The sequence below is a fragment of the Kutzneria sp. NPDC051319 genome, assembly GCF_040682195.1.
Classification (GTDB): Bacteria; Actinomycetota; Actinomycetes; order Mycobacteriales; family Pseudonocardiaceae; genus Kutzneria.
Map to the genome: position 1 here is coordinate 243,220 of NZ_JBFBAM010000005.1, position 19,055 is coordinate 262,274.

The 19,055-nt window shown below is 70.6% G+C and carries 17 protein-coding genes; 11 read left to right on the plus strand and 6 right to left on the minus strand.

The features are described from left to right. The first annotated feature begins 273 nt into the window (after positions 1-273). Together AB0M73_RS07235 and AB0M73_RS07240 are read left to right on the plus strand one after the other, a co-directional pair. Complete coding sequence (locus AB0M73_RS07235; RefSeq protein ID WP_363887974.1) at positions 274-1,332, plus strand: ThiF family adenylyltransferase; 1,059 nt, start codon at positions 274-276, stop codon at positions 1,330-1,332. Further along, the gene (locus AB0M73_RS07240) at positions 1,329-2,483 is read left to right on the plus strand and encodes a hypothetical protein (protein WP_363887976.1); all 1,155 of its coding nucleotides are present in this window, start codon (positions 1,329-1,331) and stop codon (positions 2,481-2,483) included. Before AB0M73_RS07235 ends, AB0M73_RS07240 begins: the two co-directional genes overlap by 4 nt. Here the strand turns inward: AB0M73_RS07240 and AB0M73_RS07245 are convergent. Both AB0M73_RS07245 and AB0M73_RS07250 read right to left on the minus strand, forming a co-directional pair. Further along, complete coding sequence (locus AB0M73_RS07245) at positions 2,444-3,208, minus strand: class I SAM-dependent methyltransferase (protein ID WP_363887979.1); 765 nt, start codon at positions 3,206-3,208, stop codon at positions 2,444-2,446. The two genes, AB0M73_RS07240 and AB0M73_RS07245, sit on opposite strands and share 40 nt — an antisense overlap. A gap of 11 nt (positions 3,209-3,219) precedes the next feature. After that, complete coding sequence (locus AB0M73_RS07250; RefSeq protein WP_363888043.1) at positions 3,220-4,809, minus strand: PucR family transcriptional regulator ligand-binding domain-containing protein; 1,590 nt, start codon at positions 4,807-4,809, stop codon at positions 3,220-3,222. Between the two features lie 129 nt (positions 4,810-4,938). Here AB0M73_RS07250 and AB0M73_RS07255 point away from each other — a divergent pair, with 129 nt between their 5' ends. Both AB0M73_RS07255 and AB0M73_RS07260 read left to right on the plus strand, forming a co-directional pair. Beyond that, a complete protein-coding gene (locus AB0M73_RS07255) occupies positions 4,939-6,246 on the plus strand; it encodes an aspartate aminotransferase family protein (protein WP_363887982.1) in 1,308 nt (435 codons plus the stop codon). Further along, on the plus strand, positions 6,243-7,730 hold the full coding sequence (locus AB0M73_RS07260) for a CoA-acylating methylmalonate-semialdehyde dehydrogenase (RefSeq protein ID WP_043717214.1): 1,488 nt from the start codon (positions 6,243-6,245) through the stop codon (positions 7,728-7,730). The genes AB0M73_RS07255 and AB0M73_RS07260 overlap by 4 nt, the downstream gene beginning before the upstream one ends. A gap of 74 nt (positions 7,731-7,804) precedes the next feature. Here AB0M73_RS07260 and AB0M73_RS07265 read toward each other — a convergent pair whose 3' ends face one another. Next, on the minus strand, positions 7,805-8,713 hold the full coding sequence (locus AB0M73_RS07265) for an ATP-binding protein (protein ID WP_363887984.1): 909 nt from the start codon (positions 8,711-8,713) through the stop codon (positions 7,805-7,807). Positions 8,714-8,764: 51 nt separating this feature from the next. Here AB0M73_RS07265 and AB0M73_RS07270 point away from each other — a divergent pair, with 51 nt between their 5' ends. From AB0M73_RS07270 to AB0M73_RS07280, 3 genes are read left to right on the plus strand one after another with little or no spacing between them, the layout of a single operon-like run. Then, positions 8,765-9,085: a metalloregulator ArsR/SmtB family transcription factor gene (locus AB0M73_RS07270; protein WP_363887986.1), complete on the plus strand. Its 321-nt coding sequence runs from the start codon at positions 8,765-8,767 to the stop codon at positions 9,083-9,085. Further along, positions 9,082-9,540, plus strand: a complete 459-nt coding sequence (locus tag AB0M73_RS07275) for an SRPBCC family protein (protein WP_363887990.1) — start codon at positions 9,082-9,084, stop codon at positions 9,538-9,540. The genes AB0M73_RS07270 and AB0M73_RS07275 overlap by 4 nt, the downstream gene beginning before the upstream one ends. Positions 9,541-9,569: 29 nt before the next feature. Next, the gene (locus AB0M73_RS07280) at positions 9,570-11,639 is read left to right on the plus strand and encodes a prolyl oligopeptidase family serine peptidase (protein ID WP_363887992.1); all 2,070 of its coding nucleotides are present in this window, start codon (positions 9,570-9,572) and stop codon (positions 11,637-11,639) included. Between the two features lie 149 nt (positions 11,640-11,788). Here AB0M73_RS07280 and AB0M73_RS07285 read toward each other — a convergent pair whose 3' ends face one another. After that, positions 11,789-12,580 (minus strand): SDR family oxidoreductase, encoded by a 792-nt coding sequence (locus AB0M73_RS07285; RefSeq protein WP_363887995.1) that lies wholly within the window; start codon positions 12,578-12,580, stop codon positions 11,789-11,791. Between the two features lie 82 nt (positions 12,581-12,662). Here AB0M73_RS07285 and AB0M73_RS07290 point away from each other — a divergent pair, with 82 nt between their 5' ends. The 4 genes from AB0M73_RS07290 (at position 12,663) to AB0M73_RS07305 (ending at position 15,759) form a co-directional block, all read left to right on the plus strand. Beyond that, on the plus strand, positions 12,663-13,427 hold the full coding sequence (locus tag AB0M73_RS07290; RefSeq protein ID WP_363887997.1) for an SDR family oxidoreductase: 765 nt from the start codon (positions 12,663-12,665) through the stop codon (positions 13,425-13,427). 79 nt (positions 13,428-13,506) lie between these two features. Further along, a complete protein-coding gene (locus AB0M73_RS07295) occupies positions 13,507-14,457 on the plus strand; it encodes an LLM class F420-dependent oxidoreductase (RefSeq protein ID WP_363888000.1) in 951 nt (316 codons plus the stop codon). A gap of 14 nt (positions 14,458-14,471) precedes the next feature. Next, complete coding sequence (locus AB0M73_RS07300) at positions 14,472-15,071, plus strand: TetR/AcrR family transcriptional regulator (protein ID WP_043717209.1); 600 nt, start codon at positions 14,472-14,474, stop codon at positions 15,069-15,071. Between the two features lie 52 nt (positions 15,072-15,123). Further along, positions 15,124-15,759, plus strand: coding sequence for a response regulator transcription factor (locus AB0M73_RS07305; protein WP_363888003.1), 636 nt, complete (start codon positions 15,124-15,126; stop codon positions 15,757-15,759). Positions 15,760-15,951: 192 nt separating this feature from the next. On the opposite strand, the gene AB0M73_RS07310 is transcribed toward AB0M73_RS07305, so the two are convergent. Further along, complete coding sequence (locus AB0M73_RS07310) at positions 15,952-17,355, minus strand: alpha/beta hydrolase (protein ID WP_363888045.1); 1,404 nt, start codon at positions 17,353-17,355, stop codon at positions 15,952-15,954. A 125-nt stretch (positions 17,356-17,480) separates the two neighbouring features. Further along, entirely contained in the window at positions 17,481-18,980 is a 1,500-nt protein-coding gene (locus tag AB0M73_RS07315; RefSeq protein WP_363888005.1) for an alpha/beta hydrolase, read from the minus strand. Positions 18,981-19,055: the final 75 nt, after the last annotated feature.

A 19,055-nucleotide genomic window follows, 5' to 3' on the forward strand; every position in this document is an offset into this window, starting at 1 on the left:
TGTGCCCGAGAGCGGGACTCGCGGGGGTTGGGGTCGGGAAATGTTCCTGGGTCGCCTGGGGGCTGGCTCCCTGTCGGCCGGGAGTGGGGGCGGCGCAGGATCATGCCCTCGATCGAGGGGGTGACAACGCATGAAGATCATGGTGAAGAAGGTGGAGCGCATCGAGGCGACGCGCAACCACCAGACGGAGTCCGAGGCGGCCTGAGTCGCCAGCACGCCGAGCCGTCCCCGCCTCGACCGGGGACGGCTCGGTCCGTAACCGGGAGACCGCTTGTGTTGCCACGCCTGAAATCCGTGCTGGTGCTGCCCGACGCCGGCAGTGTCGTGATCCACCGGCGCGCGCTGGAACGCGTCCATCTCGACGACGAGGACGGCGCCGTCGCGGCCCTGCTCGGCCTGCTGCGGGAAGGCCGCCGTGCCGAGCCGGAACTGGCCGATGCCATGGCGGCCAACGGCTTCACGGTGTCCGAACGGGACGTCGCCGCGGCGGTCGCGCAGTTCGACGAGTGGGGTCTGCTGGAACGGGCCGGCGACGACGAGACCCTGCCGCTCGAGGTCCGGCGCCGGCACGAGAGCAACCTGCGCTTCTACGACGTGACGGCGAGCCTGGACGTGAGCAGCGCCGACCAGCACCGGGCGGTGGCGGCGGCCCGGGTGCTGCTGCTGGGCGCGGGCGGCGTGGGCTCCGGCGTGCTGCAATCCATGGTGGGGCTGGGCGTCGGGCACGTGACACTGGTCGATTTCGACGTGGTGGAGACCAAGAACCTGGCCCGGCAGTTCGCCTACGGGCTGGCCGCGATCGGCGAGCGCAAGGTGGACGCGGCCAAGGCCTGGGCGGATTCCTACTCCCCGGGCACGGTCGTCGAACCGGTGCACCGCCGGGTGGACAGCGCCGCGGCCGTCCGGGAACTGGCCGAGGGCCACGACCTGGTGGTGTGCGCCGTCGACAGCCCGGACGACATCCAGCTCATGGTCAACGAGGCCTGCTTCGAGCTCGGAATCCCTTATGTCGTGGGAGGTCTGGCCTATTCGACGTTGTGCTACTGGTCGGTGGAGCCGGGCCGGTCGCCCTGCCGGCGTTGCCTGCACCTGCACCGCGGCGACGAGGGGCCCATGCGGGACGCGCTGTTCGAGCGGAATCCGGTCAACCGAGCCACCGGGCCGGTCGTGCAGCTGTTGGCCGGCTTCGTGACGATGGAGGCGATGCGCTACCTGCGGCGCACCGAGCCGCCGGTCGCCGCGGCCTGCTATCACGTCGTGGAGCTGGCCGACGGCATGACCACGGAACGCCATGCGTGGCAGCACCATCCCGATTGCGAGCTGTGCCGATGATCCAGGCGGTCACGGTCGTCCCGGACGGCGACGGATACCTGCTCGGCTGGCGCGGCGGCCCCGACTTCGTCGAGGTGCCGGCGGTCGGCGGCCGGATCGTGTTGTGGTTGCAGGAAGGCCTTTCGGTGGCCGAGTGCACGGCCCGGGCGGGCGAGATGGTCGGCGAGCCGGTGGATGTCGAGGACTTCCTGCACGACCTGACCGAGGCCGGCATCCTGAGCGACGAGGAGCCGCCGGGCGACACACCGCCGTTCGGCCACCGCCTCGGCCGTATCCTCTTCGGTCCGGCGGGACTGACCGCGCAGGCGGCGCTGGTGGTGATCGGGGTGGTGTTGCTCGTGGTCGACCCCGCGCTGCGGCCGGACTACCACGACGGCGTGCCGTTCACGATCCCGTTGGCCAGCCTGCTGTCCATCACAGTGGTCTCGGCCGTGCTCACCGTCATCCACGAGATGGCGCACAAGCTGGCCGCCGCCCAGTACGGCGTCTACGGCCGGATCTCCTTCGGCCGCAGGCTGTTCTTCATCGTGGCGCAGACGGACGTGACCGGCCTGTGGGTGCTGCCCCGTCGGCGCCGCGCGGTGCCGCTGGTCGCCGGCATCCTGATCGACGCCGCGATCGTGGCGATTCTGGTGATACTCCAGGAGTTCGTCGGCCCCGACCCGATCATGCGGGTCGCGGTGTTCATCAACGTCGGCGCCATCGTCGCGCAGACCGCCGTGTACATGCGCACCGACTTCTACGCCCTGTTCCTGGTGCTGACCAACAGCAAGAACCTGTGGGCGCTCAAGGGCGCGGTGTTCCGCCGGCTGATCCGTCGGGCCGGCCGCAACGACCTGGACCTGATCGGAGCGGCGACACCGCGGGAACTGTTCTGGGCCAGGGCCTATCTGCTGCTGTACGTGCCCGGCGTGGCGATCGCGTTCTCCTACTACTTCGGGTTCACGCTGCGAGCCACCTTGCGGGTGATCGGGCTGGCGGTGTCGGCGATCCCGGACGGCGGGTGGTCGGCGGTCGGCGGCGTGGTGGCGCTGCTGGTGATCCTGGTGCCGATGGGGTTCGGCCTCACCGGCGCGGCCCGGTCGGGGATCGCGGCGATCCGCCGCGCCGCTCACTCCGGCTTGCGGGCCCAGACGGAAATGCCGATATAGCGGACATCCACGAAACCGGGATCGTCGATCAGCGCCAGGCACTCGTCCAGCGCCTTCTGCGTGAACAGGCCCTTGGCGATCAGGTGCGGCCCGGCCTGTTGCAGGTTGAGCCGCCACAGGTCGTCGGCCAGGCCGCCGAGGCCGATCATCCGCGGCTTCGTCTCCACCTGGATGTCCACATAGCCGTGCCGCGCCATGAGCCCGGGAAGCCTTGTGCCCCACTGCATGTCGGCACCGCGAGCCTGAGCCGAAGCGGCTGCGGCCTGGGCGTAGGTGTTCATGGCCGGATAGGGGCTGGAGCCGACCGGCAGCGTGTAGACGTCCTCGACGACGAACCAGCCGCCGGGGGCGAGCCAGTCCCGGGCGTCGGCGACGACCTTGTCCCGGGTGGGCAGGTGACACATCACGGCACGGGCGTGGATCAGGTCGAACGAGGCCGGCTCGAACGCATGCGTGGCGATGTCGGTTTCGAGCACCGTGACGTTCGGCGCCGGCTCCAGGCGCCGCACGTCCAGATCGGCGGCCACGACGTGGGCGCAGTGCGACGAGAGCCAGCGGGTCACCGAACCGGCGCCGGCGCCGATCTCCAGGCACCGCCACGACTCCGCCGCCGGCAGCGACTCCAGGATCGCCACCGTGTCGGGGTCGCGGAACCGCTCCAGCATCCGCAGCCGCTCCTGCTCGGTCGGCGCGGCAAAGGGCCCGGTCGCATAGGTTTCCGCCACGGGAACCGACCCTAGCAGGGAAGATCCATTGCCAGCAGGGCAACGTAGAGGGACAGCATGGACTCGGGATCCTCAAGCGAGACACCGAGAACCGACTCGATGCGGGACAGCTGCTGGTAGTAGGCGGTGCGGGACATGTGCGCGGCGGCGGCCGCGGCCGACTTGTTGCCGCCGTGCTCGCAGAACACCCGCAGGATGTCGATCAGGCGGCTGCCCTGGGCGGCATCGCGGGCCAACAGCGGCCCCAGCTCGCGTTCGGCGAAGGCCGACAGGCGCTCGTCTTCACGGAGCAGGTGCAGCAGCCCGCGCAGGCGCACGTCGTCGAGCCGGTGGTAGCTGCGGGTGCCGGGGGAGCGCAGGGCGGCGTTGGCCACGTGGGCGGCCTCGATCATGCTGCGCCGGCCGTCGGTGATGGACCGCACGGTGGTGCCGACGCCGATGACCACGGGGATCGCGGTGGGGGAACTCCTGATCTGTGAGGCAAGGCGTCTCAGCGCGGCGTCCACAGTGGACTGCGACGGCAGGGAGAGCAGTGCCCGCACGGAGATGTCGTCGACGCCGCCGACCAGGGCCGGGATCTTGGTGCGACGGGCGGCCGACGCGGTGGCCTCGGCCAGGTCGCGCAGCGCCTCCTGGGTCGCCGACGGCGTGGTCTCGGGGCGGATGGCCATGCCGACGAGCTGCCTCCCCTCCAGCGGCACCCCGAGCGCCCCGGCCCGGGTGGCCAGATCCACCGGCGGCGCGCCGGTGGCCAGCAGCTCCGTCAACAGGGTGCGATGGGTGTGCCGCTCCAGGCTCTCCCGGTCCCGGGCGACGAGCCGGTTCACGGCCAGCGCGGAGGCGGCCCGCTCGGCCACCACGACCAGCCGGTGCGGCGGCGAGTCGGGGCTCACCAGCACCAACCGTCCCCAGTCGTTGCCGCGCGCGCCGACGATCGTCACGAGCCAACCGGCGCCCGGGTGGTAGGCCGTGCGCTCGGCGACGTTGACCGCCCGGGACCGCTCGGCCCAGTTGGCCAGCAGCTCCGCCACCTCGCCGCCGGCCGTGTCGTAGGCCAGCACGTCGTGACCGAGCGTCTCCAGCACCACCGGGGCGCCGGTCATCCGCGCCACCTCGCGGAGCACCTCGGACGGCTCGGCCCCGGACACCGTCAGCGCCGTGAAGGTCTCGTGCACCTGCTCGGCCGCCCGCAGCTCGGCCAGCTGGGCGTCGACGATCATCGCCACCACCGCCTCGGTGATGGCCACGAACCGGGTCTCCTGGGCCAGCGTGATCACGGGCAGTGACCGCCGCTCGGCCGCGGCCAGCAGCGCCGCCGGCAGCGCGTCGGTCCAGCGCCGGACCAGCTCGAAGACCACGCCGCTGGCCCCGGCGTCGGCCAGCCCGTCGATGTAGGCGGTGAGCTCGGCCGGGTCGTCACCGAGCGCGATGCCCGTGGTCAGCACCAGCTCGCCGCCGCGCAGCAGCGGCCCGATGTCCGCGACCTCGGCCACGTGCACCCATCGGACCCGGCCGTCCAGCCCCGCCGACCCGGCCGCCAGCCGGGGCCGGCCGCGCCGGATGAGCGGCATGGTCAGCACGTCCGACACGGACGGGAACACCGAGCTCTTGGCCAGCTTGGACACAGTGTCAGTCTAGGCGGCCCAACCCGCTACAGGTTGTCCATTACCGCGGTGACCCGCCGGGCCGCACACTCGCTTGCGGGTCCGGTCCACCACGGGAGGAACGCCATGTCGTCGCACGCTGAACTGCTCGCCCGGCACAAGGCTGTGCTGCCCGGGTGGCTCGCGCTGTACTACGACGAGCCGATCGAGATCACGCACGGCGAGGGCCGCCGCGTCACCGACGCCGAGGGCAACCAGTACCTGGACTTCTTCGCCGGCATCCTGACCAATGCCATCGGCTACGACATCGCGGAGATCTCCGACGCCGTGCGCGCGCAGCTGTCCGGCGGCATCGTGCACACCTCCACGCTGTACCTGATCCGCCAGCAGGTCGAGCTGGCCGAGAAGATCGCGCGGCTGTCCGGCATCCCCGACGCCAAGGTGTTCTTCACCAACTCGGGCACCGAGGCCAACGAGACGGCGATGATGCTGGCCACCCAGTTCCGCCGCAGCAACCAGGTGCTGGCCCTGCGCAACTCCTACCACGGCCGCGGGTTCGGCACGATCGCCGTCACCGGCAACCGCGGCTGGTCGGCCTCCTCGCTCAGTCCGGTCAACGTCAGCTACGTGCACGGCGGCAACCGCAATCGGGGGCCGTTCAAGGACTTCAGCGACGCCGACTACATCAAGGCCTGCGTGGCCGACCTGCGCGAGGTGCTGGCCACCGCCACCGCGGGCGACGTGGCGTGCATGATCGCCGAGCCGATCCAGGGCGTCGGCGGGTTCACCACCCCGCCCGACGGCCTGTTCGCGGCGTTCAAGGAAGTCTTGGACGAGAACGGGATTCTGCTCATCTCCGACGAGGTGCAGACCGGCTGGGGCCGGACCGGCGAGCACTTCTGGGGCATCGAGGCCCACGACGTCGTGCCGGATATGATGACCTTCGCCAAGGGGCTGGGCAACGGCTTCGCGATCGGCGGCGTGATCGCCCGTGGCGACATCATGGACAGCCTGACCGCCAACTCGATCTCCACCTTCGGCGGCAACCCGATCTCCACCGCGGCCGCCAACGCCACCCTGGACTACGTGCTGGAGCACGATCTCCAGGCCAATGCCCTGAAGCTGGGCAACAAGCTGATGAACGGCCTGCGCCACGTCGGCGATGAGAACCCGGTGATCGGCGACGTGCGCGGCAAGGGGCTGATGATCGGCGTCGAGCTGGTCGAGCCCGGCGGCGACGAGCCGAGCGCCCGTGCGGCGGCGAGGGTGTTGGAGGAGACGCGAAAGCGTGGCCTGCTGATCGGCAAGGGCGGCCTCAACGGGAACGTGCTGCGGCTGGCGCCACCGATGACGTTGACCGAGCCGGAGGCCGACGAGGCCCTGGACATCCTGGCCGAGTCCATTGCCGTGACCAACGAGGAGCTGTCCCGATGACCACGCACTGGATCGACGGCAAGCTGTGGACCGGCACCGCCTCGCGGGTCGGTGAGGTGTACGACCCGGCAACGGGTTCCGTGGCGTCCACTGTGGACTTCGCATCGGCCGACGTCGTCGACGAGGCGGTCGCGGCGGCGTCGAAGGCCTGGCTGACCTGGCGCGAGGCGTCGTTGGCGGCGCGGTCGACGGTGCTGTTCCGGTTCAGGGAACTGTTGGTGGCCAACAAGAGCGAGGTGGCCGCCCGCATCACCGCCGAGCACGGCAAGGTGCTCTCCGACGCGGCCGGCGAGGTGCAGCGGGCGATCGAGAACGTCGAGTACGCGTGCGGCATCCCGCAGCTGCTCAAGGGCGGCTTCAGCGAGAACGCGTCGACCCGGGTGGACGTGTACTCGATCCAGCAATCCCTCGGCGTGGTCGGCGTGATCTCGCCGTTCAACTTCCCGGCCATGGTGCCGCTGTGGTTCGTGCCGACCGCGATCGCCTGCGGCAACACGGTTGTGCTCAAGCCCAGCGAGAAGGACCCGTCGGCGTCGATGCTCATCGCCGACCTGTGGGCCCAGGCCGGGTTGCCGGCCGGTGTGCTCAACGTGGTCCACGGCGACAAGGTCGCCGTGGACCGGCTGCTGGAACACCGTGACGTCAAGGCGATCTCGTTCGTCGGTTCCACGCCGATCGCCCGCTACGTCTACGAGACCGGCACCGCCGCCGGCAAGCGCGTGCAGGCGTTGGGTGGCGCCAAGAACCACATGGTGGTGCTGCCCGACGCCGATCTCGATCTCGCCGCCGACGCCGCGGTGAACGCCGGCTTCGGCTCGGCGGGGGAGCGGTGCATGGCCGTTTCCGTCGTGGTGGCCGTGGATCCCATCGGCGACGAGCTGGTCGCCAAGATCGCCGAGCGGCTCCCGGGGTTGTCGGTCGGCGACGGGCGCAAGCCCGACAGCGAGATGGGCCCGCTGGTCACCGGGGCCCATCGCGACAAGGTCACGTCCTATCTGGACACCGGCGTGTCCGAGGGCGCCCGGCTCGTCGTCGACGGCCGCTCCCATGTGATCGACGGCGACTCGGCCGGTTTCTGGCTCGGGCCAACGCTTTTCGACGGCGTGGAGCCGGACATGACGCTCTACCGGGACGAGATCTTCGGCCCGGTGCTGTCGGTGGTGCGGCGGTCCTCGTACGAGGACGCCGTGGCGGTGGTGAACGACAACCCTTATGGCAACGGCGTTGCCATCTTCACCAACGACGGCGGGGCCGCGCGGCGGTTCCAGCACGAGGTCGAGGTGGGCATGGTCGGCGTCAACGTGCCGATCCCGGTGCCGGTGGCGTACTACTCGTTCGGCGGCTGGAAGCAGTCCCTGTTCGGCGATTCCCACGCCTACGGCCCGGAAGGCGTCCACTTCTACACCCGGTCCAAGGTCGTGACCAGCCGCTGGCTGGACCCGTCGCACGGCGGCATCAACCTCGGGTTCCCGCAGAACTCCTGACCTCCGTTGACGCAGGGAAGGACGCCTTACCCGCGTTGAACGAGGGTAAGGCGTCCTTCCCTGCATCAGGGTGGTTATTCGGTGAGGTGGCGCATGACGGCGGCGAAGACCATCTCCCGGGGCTGGGCGGTGTCGACGGCCAGTGCGGCGCCGGCCCAGCCCGGGAACGCCGTCTGCCGCTGCTGGACGTTGGCCCAGTGGCCGGCGTCGTGCCAGCCGGGGATGCCACGTGTGCGGGTTTCGAGGCGCTGGCGATGGGTCGTGGGGTTCGAGCAGATGCAGACCACCGCGCGGAAGTCGGCCCCGGTGCGTGAGGCCAGGCTGCGCCAGCGTTCCCGGGTGGCGACCCGCTCGGCCGGATAGTCGAGGATCGCCGACTGGCCGGCGACCAGTTGCCGTAACGCCAACGTGGTCAGCAGTTCCTCGGCAATGGACAGCGGTGACTCGAAATGCCGGCCTCCGAACGGGGTCAGCGCGCCGAGGAGCCAGTCGGCGGCGAAGACGGGGATGCCGAGCTCACGGCCGGTGGCGTCGGCCAGCGTGCTCTTGCCGCTGCCGGGCACGCCGGAGAACACGATCAGCCGCGCATCCGTTGCCGTGTCGGGAACATCGTGCCGCGCGAAGTCGGCCGGCAGGCGCGGCGTCAGGTCGTCGGGCACCAGCCCGGTGACGTAGGTGTGGACGATCCGGTGCGGTGAAGCGCTTTCCACCGTGCACGACACCACATCCACGGTTCCGTCATGGCGGCGGAGCCGAGCCCGCGCGGTCGTGTCGTTGACGAGGTCGAACCCGAGCACGACCACCGGCGAGTAGTCCATGGCCCGCCGCCGCGTGATCTTGACGTACTGCTCGGGCGGGACGGCCTCGGCGAACCCGGGCGCGAGCACCTCGGCGGCGTCCTCACCCCAGCCGCGTTCCCCGTCCAGGCCGTCGAGCACCCATTCCAGCCGGGCCACGGCCGGGCCGGTGATGAACCGCTGCACAGTGCTCACACTACTTGACGGACAGTCTCGGTAAGCCGTAGCTTACCGTTCGTGGCGACTTACCGAACCGACGGCCTCGGCGCGCTGGGCGACCCCATGCGCCGGGCCCTCTTCGAGCTGGTCGCCACCGGGCCGAAGGCCGTCGGCGAGCTCGCCCGCGAGCTGCCGATCAGCCGTCCGGCCGTGTCCCAACACCTCAAGGTGCTCAAGGAGGCCGGGCTGGTGATCGACGACGCCGTCGGCACCAGGCGCCTCTACCGGGTCGACCCGAGCGGGGTCGCGGGCCTACGGGCCTACCTGGACCTGGTGTGGGACCGCGCACTGGCCGCCTACGCGGCCGCCGTCGAGAACACACCCGAGGAGCCGTCATGAGCGTCGTCAGGACCGTCACCGTCAGGGCCGGCCAGCAGCACGCCTTCAAGGTCTTCACCGCCGGGTTCGCCACCTGGTGGCCGTCCTCGCACCACATCGGCAAGGCCGACATGGCCGAGGCGATCATGGAACAGCGGCAGGGCGGCCGTTGGTACGAGCGCGGCGTGGACGGCAGCGAGTGCGACTGGGGCACGGTGCTGGTCTACGACCCGCCCAACCGCGTGGTGGTCAGCTGGCACCTCAACGGCGAGTGGGCGTACGACCCGGACCCGGCCAAGGCCAGCGAGGTCGAGATCCGGTTCGTCGCCGAAGGCCCGGACGTGACCCGGGTCGAGCTGGAGCACCGGCACTTCGAGCGGCACGGCGGCAACTGGCAGGCCGTGGCCAGCGGCGTGGACAACGAGAACGGCTGGGCCGGCATCCTGCGGGGCTACGCCGATATCGCAGCGGCGTGACCTGGGCGGGGACGGATAGGGTCCATTCCGTGACCGCCGAACTGTCCTTCCCCCGCCAACAAGCCCGCACCCAGCGCTTCTCGCTCGGTGTGCCCAGGGCGTTCACCGTCGCACCGGACGGATCCCGGGTGCTGTTTCTGCGCTCCGCGTCGGGCACCGACCGTCGCACCGGCCTGTGGAGCCTGGACGTCGAGAGCGGGCGGGAGACCCCGCTGTTCGACCCCTTCTCCGACAGCGAGGACCTCTCGCCGGAGGAGCGGGCGCGCCGTGAGCGCAGCCGGGAGTCGGCCGCCGGTGTGGTCGGGTACGCCACCGACTCCGCGTTGACCGTCGCGGCGTTCGCGCTGTCCGGCAAGGTGCACGTGACCGACCTGGCCACCGGCGCGACCGCTGAGCTGGCCACGCCCGGTCCGGTGATCGATCCGAGGCCCGACCCGACCGGCCGGCACGTGGCGTACGCCGTGGTGGCCGGCGAGCTGCGGGTGGTCGGCGTGGACGGCTCAGGCGACCGGGGCCTGGCCGTGCCCGACGGGGACGAGGTTACGTGGGGCGTCGCCGAGTTCATCGCGGCCGAGGAGATGGATCGGTTCCGGGGCTACTGGTGGGCGCCGGACGGTGAGCGGCTGCTGGCCGCCCGCGTCGACAACAAGCCGGTGCAGCGCTGGCACATCGCCGACCCGGCCAACCCCGGCACGGTGCCGGCGGAGATCGCCTACCCGGCCGCCGGCACGCCCAACGCCGACGTCAGCCTCGCCGTGCTGGGCCTCGACGGCTCGCGCGTGGACGTGCAGTGGGACCGCGTGGCCTTCCCGTACCTGGCGACCGCGCACTGGTCGGCCGGCGGGGCGCCGCTGCTGCTCGTGCAGTCCCGTGACCAGCGCACGCAGCGGGTGCTGGCGTTGGATCCGGCCACCGGCGCGACTTCCGTGCTGCACGAGGACAGCGACCCGCAGTGGGTCGACATCATGCCCGGCGTGCCGGCGTGGACCAAGGACGGCCGGCTGGTCCGGATCGCCGCCATCGACGGCGCCTGGCGACTGGTCGTCGGCGACGACGTGTTGACCGACGGCTCGCTGCAAGTACGCTCCGTGACTTCAGTGACGACCGAAGACATCCTGGTCAGGGCGTCCGAGGGCGACCCCACGCAGATCCACACCTACCGCGTGCGCAAGGACGGCGTGGAGCGGCTGTCCGTCGGCGACGGCGTGCACGCCATCGCCCGTAGCGGCGACGTCACCGTGCGGCTGAGCACCGGTCTCGGCTTCTTCGGCACTGTGGCCGAGGTCTTCCGTGGCTCCGCTCGCGTCGGTGGCATCGAGTCCCTGGCCGAGACGCCGTCCATCACGCCCAACGTCCAGCTGCTGGAGCTGGGGGAGCGGGGCCTTCGCGGCGCCCTGCTGCTGCCCACCGGCTACGTCGACGGCCCGCTGCCCGTGCTGCTCGACCCGTACGGCGGGCCCCATGCGCAGCGCGTCGTGCAGACCCGGAATGCCTTCACCGCCTCGCAGTGGTTGGCCGACCAGGGCTTCGCCGTCCTCGTCGTCGACGGTCGCGGCACTCCCGGCCGGGGTCCCGGGTGGGAGCGGGCCATCCACCTCGACTTCGCCGGCGCCACCCTCGACGACCAGGTCGACGCCCTCCACGCCGCCGCCGCGCAGTTCCCGTTCCTGGACCTCTCCCGCGTCGCCATCCGGGGCTGGTCCTACGGCGGCTACCTGTCCGCCCTGGCCGTGCTTCGCCGCCCGGACGTCTTCCGGGCCGGCATCGCCGGCGCGCCCGTCACCGACTGGCGGCTCTACGACACCCACTACACCGAGCGCTATCTCGGTAACCCGGTTGAGCGGCCCGAGGTGTACGACGCCAACTCCCTCATCGAGGACGCCCCCAAGCTCAGCCAGGACCTCATGATCATCCACGGTCTGGCCGACGACAACGTGGTCGCCGCCCACACCCTGCGGTTGAGCTCGGCGTTGTTGGCCGCCGGCCGCCCCCACACCGTCCTGCCCCTCTCCGGCGTCACCCACATGACCCCGCAGGAACAGGTGGCGGAGAACCTCCTCCTGCTCCAGGTCGACTTCCTCAAGCGGTCTCTGGGCTGAGCCGGCGCTTTTTCACGTGAGTGGCTCATTTCGCATTGGCGGCCACTTGAGCCACTCATGTGGCGCGTTGGGGCGGGTGGTTCTCGCACGTGAGTGGCTCAGGTGGCTCTAGGAGCGAAATGAGCCACTCACGTAGCGAAAAAAGGAGGTTAGCGGGGGAGTTGGGCGGTGGCGCGGCGCATGCCGGAGAGCCAGCGGTCGATGTCGGAGGCCTTGCGCTGGAGGAAGGTGGCGACCTCGGGGTGGGGGAGGATGTGGAACTGCTCGGCGGCGAGGCCGTCGATGACCACGGAGGCGACGGCGGCGGGTTCGAGGATGTCGCCGAAGGCGGCGACGGCCAGGGCGGCGGTCTCGCCCTGCTCGATGCCGGGCATGAGCATGTCGGTCCGCACGCCCATGGGGCACAGGACGCTGACGCCGATGCCCTGGTCGCCGTAGGTGGCGGAGAGCCATTCGGCAAAGGCGACGGCGGCGTGCTTGGACACGTTGTACGGGGCGTCGCCGGGGGACATCAGCAGGCCGGCGGCCGACGCGGTGTTGAGGAAGTAGCCGCGGCCGCGCGAGAGCATTGACGGCAGGGCGGCGTTGGCCGCGTGCACGTGGGCCATGAGGTTGACGTTGAGGTTCGTCGCCCAGTCGGCGGGGGAGGCGTCCATGCCCCGGCCGAAGGCCACGCCGGCGTTGGAGCAGAACAGGTCGACGGGCCCGAAGTGGGACTCGGCGGCGGTGACCAGAGCGGCGACCTGGGCGGCGTCGGTGACGTCGGCGGCGACCGCGACGGAGTTGCCCCCGAGCTCGGCGGCGACGGCCGCGGCGGAGTCCCCGTTCACGTCGGAGACGACGATGCCGGCGGCCCCCTCGGCGGCGAAACGGCGGGCCAGGGCCGCCCCGATCCCCCGACCGGCCCCGGTCACCACGACCACGCTGTCGCGCACCTGCATGCCGAAGACCTCCTCGTAGCTCCTGCGTACCGACTGGTCGGTATTGTACCGTGGGGGTCACCCGACCACAGGAGCGACGAAGATGTCAGGTCTGACCGGCAAGACCGCGCTGATCACCGGCGCGTCCCGCGGCATCGGCAAGGCGATCGCCTTCGCGCTGGCCGCCCAGGGCGCGAACGTGGTGCTCTCCTCACGTAAGCAGGAGGCCCTCGACCAGGTCGCCGAGGAGCTGCGCGCGGCCCGGCCGGGGGCCAAGGTGCTGGCCAAGGCGGCCCACGTCGGCGAGCCGGAGCAGGCCCAGGCCTGTGTCGCGGCGGCGGTCGAGGAGTTCGGCAGCATCGACGTCCTGGTCAACAACGCCGGCACCAACCCGTACTACGGCCCGCTGGTCGACCTGGACGTGCCCCGCGCGGACAAGACCGTGCAGGTCAACCAGATGTCGGTGGTGCTGTGGACGGGCCTGGTGTGGAAGGCCTCGATGTCGGCCACCGGCGGCTCGGTCATCAACATCGCCTCGATCGGCGGCCTGGCCCCGGAGATCGGCATCGGCTACTACAACGCCACCAAGGCGGCGGTGATCCACCTGACCCGCCAGTTCGCCATGGAGCTGGCCCCCACCACCCGGGTGAACGCGATCGCCCCCGGCGTGGTGCGCACGCACCTGGCCCGCGGCCTGTGGGAGAACAACGAGGAGCAGCTGAACAAGGCGCTGCCGCTCGGCCGCATCGGCGAGCCGGAGGACATCGCCAAGGCGGCCGTCTTCCTGGCCGGCGACGACTCGTCCTGGATGACCGGCCAGACGCTGGTCATCGACGGCGGCGCCACGATTCGCCCGATGGTGGTCTGAGCATGAGGGAGCTTGCGAGCGAATCATTCAACGCAGTGCACGCGCGAACGCGCACGCCGAGTGCTAGCGAGGTGTGGAAGTGAGTCGTTGGGGTATCACGCTTCCGTTGGCCGGCATTCCGCTGCCGAAGCAGCGCGACCTGGTCAAGTCCCTGCCCGACCTGGGCTACACCGACGTGTGGTCGGCCGAGACGGCCGGCACGGACGCCTTCACGCCGCTGGCGCTGGCCGCGGAGTGGGCGCCCTCGCTGCGTCTGGGCACGGCCATCGCCCCGGTCTACACCCGCGGCCCCGGCCTGCTGGCCATGCAGGCGGCGACCATCGCCGAGCTCGCGCCGGGACGGTTCGCGCTGGGCATCGGGTCGAGCTCGCCGGTGATCGTGCAGGGCTGGAACGCCCGTGAGTTCACGGAGCCGTTCGCCAACGTCCGCGACACGCTGCGGTTCCTGCAGAAGGCGTTGGCCGGCGAGAAGGTGGACGGCGACTTCGGTTCGTTCAAGGTGAGCCGGTTCAAGCTGGAGCGGGTGCCCGAGCAGGCCCCGCAGATCATGCTGGCGGCGCTGCGCCCGGGCATGCTGCGGCTGGCCGCCAAGGAGGCCGACGGCGCGATCACCAACTGGCTGGCCCCGACCGACGTGCCGCGGGTGCGCGCGGAACTGGGCACGGGCAAGGAGTTGGTGGCCCGGGTCTTCGTCTGTCCGACGGAAGATGTTGCGGCGGCAAGGGCTTTGGGTCGGATGCTGATCAGCAGCTACCTGACGGTGCCGGCCTACGCGGCGTTCCACGACTGGCTGGGCCGCGGCGAGGACCTGGCCGAGATGCACCGGCTGTGGGCGGCGGGCGACCGCAAGGGCGCCAACGCGGCCATCCCGGACCACGTGGTGGACGACCTGGTCGTGCATGGCAGCCTCGACCGCTGCCGCGAGCGGGTGCAGGAGTACGTGGACAACGGCCTGGACACGCCCGCGATCATGGTGTTGCCCACGGGGGCGGACCAGTTCGACGTCGTCAGGGCCCTGGGCCGGAAGTAGAAGAGGGAGCGGGCGTGACCAAGGCATCGCAGGGGCGCGGCGAGCTGACCCCGATGGAGAGCCGCATCCTGCGCGCGGCGGTGAAGCTGTTCGCGGAGAAGGGCTTCGACGCCACCACCGTGCAGGAGGTGGTGACCTACGCCGAGGTGACCAAGGGCGCGCTCTACCACTACTTCGACTCCAAGGACGACCTGCTCTACGAGATCTACCACTCGCTGATCGGCCTGCAGACCGCCGAGCTGGACCGGATCATCGCCGAGGGCAACGGGGCGGTGCAGACCGTCCGGGCGATCATGGTCAACCTGGTCGTCACCACCGCGGACCGCATCGACGAGACGGCGGTGTTCGTCCGGGAGATGCACAAGCTGGACTCCGAGCGGATGGCCGCCTTCCGGGCCGACCGCCGGCGGTACCAGCGCACGTTCCGTGACGTCATCGCCAAGGCACAGGCGTCGGGGGAGTTCAGCTCGGTGACGCCGGCCGACACGGCGGTCCTGATCGCGCTGGGCGTGGTGAACCAATTGCCCACCTGGTATCGGCCGGACGGCCCCAAGTCCCCTGAGCAACTGGGTGCCGAGATCGCCGATTTCGTGCTGGCGGCGCTGGCGAACTAGAACCGACACCGAAATCCGGGCGAGTTCGGGGTGGGCATACCATCATTTGCCCATGACGGCTTTGGACACCCCGATCGTCCGTGTCGTGGTCGCGGAGGACCGCGTCCCGGTCAGATCCGGCCTGGACGCCGCGCTCGGGCACTTACCCGGCGTCGCCGTGGTCGGCACGGCGACGCACCACACCCAGGTACCTCCGCTGCTCGACCGGCACCGACCGGAAGTGCTGCTGCTCGGCCTGTCGCTGCCCGGCGGCGACGCGGTCGAGCTGACGCGCGCGGTCCGCGCCGAGCACCCCGCGACCGTGGTGATCGTGATCGCGGTGCTGCCCGCGACCAACGACCAGGTGCTGCCGGCGCTGCAGGCCGGCGCGGCCGGCTGGCTGCCGCCGACGGCCGACCGCGACACGGTGATCCGCGCCCTGCGGGCCGTGGTGGCCGGCGTGAATCCGGCCCCGCGTCGCCCGATCGGGCGAGATCACCGCGGCGAGCTGACGGCCCGCGAGGCCGACGTGCTCAGGCTGGTCGCCGCCGGCCTGACCAACGCGGAGATCGCCCGCCGGCTCGCCGTCAGCGAGGCGACCGTGAAGACGCACCTCAACCACGCCTACACCAAGGCCGGCCTGCAGAACCGGGCCGAGGCCGTCGAGTACGCGAAACGCCACGGACTGGGGCCGACCGAAGCCGAGTGAGCGGCATGGGTGACCTTACCCATGCCGGATGGGCAATCCCGGGTCTGTCGGCGTTGCCGCGCGCCCCGTGATACTTCTGGTGTGGGGGAGATCGACCTTGGGGAGGGGAATCCTGTGCAGGCGCCCGAATTCGGCATCGTCGCATGACGCGGAGGGGCTCCCGGTGACAGTGGGAGCCCCTCGCCTCAACGGTTACGAGCCGGCCGGCGGCACCGCGGGGCAGTGCGTGCCCTTCGCCGGCAGGGCCAGGGAAATCAGGTAGTCGTCGACCGCGTCGTCCACGCACGAGCTCTTGAAGTACTGGCCGTGGCCCCATCCGTCATAGGTGAGCAGGGTCGCGGTCGGCAGCTGACCGGCCACATCGGTCTGCCACACGTACGGCGTGGCCGGGTCGTGCAACGCGCCGACCATCAGCAGCGGTGGCACGCCGTGCACCTGGAGTCGCCGCTGCGGATTCTGGACGTGTTGTGTGCCGAGGCAGTTGCGCATGGCCGGCCAGCCCGTGCCGGAAACCCGGGTGACCGGAGCCAGGCGGTTGTCGAATTTCCGTTGGTAGGCAACGGCGGCGGCGTCGGGCAGGGGGAATGACCAGTCCGAGCAGAAGGCGAACTGGAAGTACGGCGAAACGCCGTTCGGCGGCATGGTGAACGTGCCGGCGTCGATCGCCCGGAGCTGCTGGGCGATCCCGGCCCAGTCCGGCCCGTACAGCGGCCGACCGGGCAGTTCGGACAGGAAGTCCGGGGTGATCTTCGCGCCGGTGCTGTCGACGAGCGTGCCGGCCTGGGCCTTGGCGTAGAGCCGGTCGAACAGGGCGTCGACGTCCTGGCCGTGCAGCACGCAGACCGTGGATCCGTTGCACCACTGGACAAAGACCTCGAACGAGTCTTCGCCGGACTGCGCCTCGGTACCCAGGAACGAGGTGACGTCCAGGTTGTGGTCCATGCTGCTGTCCAACGCCAGGGCGCGGATCCGCTGCGGGTACATCTCGGCGTACTGCTGGCCGATCAGCGTGCCGTAGGAGACGCCGTAGAAGGTCAGCTTGTCCTCGCCCAGCGCGACCCGGATCGCTTCCAGGTCGCGCGCCACGCTGAGATCGTCGATGTGGTCGAACAGCGGCCCGCTGCGCTGGCGGCAGTCGGCGGCCAGCTTCCGGTTGTACGACACGGCATCCGTGTACCCCTGGGGCGTCGAAGGATCCGACGTCGGCAGGGCCGCGACCAGCGTCGGATCGCAGGTGATGGGCTGGCTCTGGCCGGTGCCGCGCGGGTCGAAGCCGACGATGTCGAACCGGTCGTGGATCTGAGGCGTGAAGAAGTCCTTGTGCAGCAACCAGTCCGTGCCCGAGTTGCCGGGCCCGCCGGGATCGAACACCAGCGAGCCGAGGCGCTCGCTCGGCACGCGGGCCTTCCTGCGGGCCAGGGCCATAGTGTACGTGCCGGCGCCGGGATTGGCCCAGTCGATCGGCAGCACCAGCGATCCGCAGTCCACGGTCGCGTCCTGGGCGCACGGCGCCCAGGTGATGGAGCGCGCCGCAGAAGCGGTCACCGGCGTCGCCAAAGACACCGCGGTGGCGGCCGCGAGCGCCAAGGTCATCATCGTTCTCACCAGAAAGGTCCCTCCGTGACGGGTGGAGCTCCACGCTCGTCACGGAGGGAGTCTCGGTTCAAGGCCGGCGGCCGTTCCTGCCTCGGCCCGGCCGCCGGATCCGACCCGAACGGCCGCTAGAACCCGATGCTGGGCAACGGCGAGTGCTGGCCGGCGAAACCGGTGGTGGTCGGCGGCACGGCCGGGCAGTGCGTGCCCTTGGGCGGCAGCTTGCCCGAGATCAGGTACTGGTCGGTGGCGTCGACCACGCACGGGCTCTTGAAGTACTGCCCGTGGCCCCAGCCGTCATAGGTGAGCAGCGTGGAGTTGGGGATCTGGCTGGCCGCGCCGACCGACCACGCGTACGGCGTGGCCGGGTCGTGCTTGCCGCCGATGATCAGCAGCGGCGGCGTGCCGTGAACCTGGTACGGGTGCTGAGGATTGGCCACCTTGTCGACGCCGAGGCAGCCGGTCATGGCGCCCCAGCCGATGCCGGACAGGCGCAGCGTCGGCGCGACGGCGTTGCTGATCTTGCGCTCGACGGCGACGGCGCCGGCGTTGGGCAGGTCGAACTTCCAGTCCGAGCAGAAGGCGAACGGGAAGTACGTCAGCACCGGCGTGTCGGCCTTGGGACCGAACGCCGGCGTGGCGTCGGCCAGGGACTTCAGCGCCTGGGCCAGATAGGTCCAGTCCGGCCCGTACAGGTAGCCGACCGGGAGGTCCGACAGCTGGTCGGCGGTGATCGGCTGGCCGTCTGGGTCGACCAACTGGCCGGCCTGGGCCTTGGCGTAGAGCCGGTTGAACAGGGCGTTGACGTCCTGGCCGTGCAGCACGCAGGTGGCGTCGCGGTCGCACCACTTCACGAACTCCTGGAACGCGTCCTCGTCGGTCTGCGCCTCGGTGACCGTGAAGCCGGTGGTGCGCTGGCTGTGGTCCATATTGCTGTCCAGGGCCAGCGCGCGGACGTGGTCCGGGAACATCTCGGCGTACTGCTGTCCCATCAGCGTGCCGTAGGAGACGCCGTAGTAGGTCAGCTTCTTCTCACCCAGCGCGGCCCGTATCGCGTCGATGTCCTTGACCACGCTGATGTTGTCCACGTGGTCGATCAGCGGCCCGCTGAGCTTGCGGCAGTCGTCGGTCAGCGTCTTGCGGTACGCCACCGCGGCGGCGAAGCCCTTGGGCGTGTCCGGTGCTTCGGTCGGCGCCTGCGCCAGCACCGAGGCGTCGCACTTGATGGCGTCGTGCGGGTTCACGCCGCGCGGGTCGAAACCGATGATGTCGAACCGGCTCATCAGCTGCGGCGAGAACATGTTCGGGCTGTAGATCAGCGACAGCACGCCCGAACCGCCGGGGCCGCCCGGGTCGAACACCAGGGACCCGATGCGCTTGGCCGGATCCGTCGCCTTGCGGCGGGCCAGGGCCAGCGTGAACGTGCCGTCCTTCGGGTTGTCCCAGTTGATCGGGAGGACCAGCTGGCCGCAGTCGACGGTCGCGTCCTGGACACAGGGCGCCCAGGTGATCGTCCGGCTCGGCTGCTCCGGCGCCGCGGTCGCGGGCCCCGCGGTGGAGAGCCCTGTCGTCGTGATGGCGGCGAGCGCCACCACCGGCAGCGCCAGCGCTGCTCGTAATGTCTTCACTTGGTGTCCCCTCAGTAACGTGGCTCACACCCACAGATACCAGGAGAACCAGGCCAGTCAAGGAATTCGGGGGTT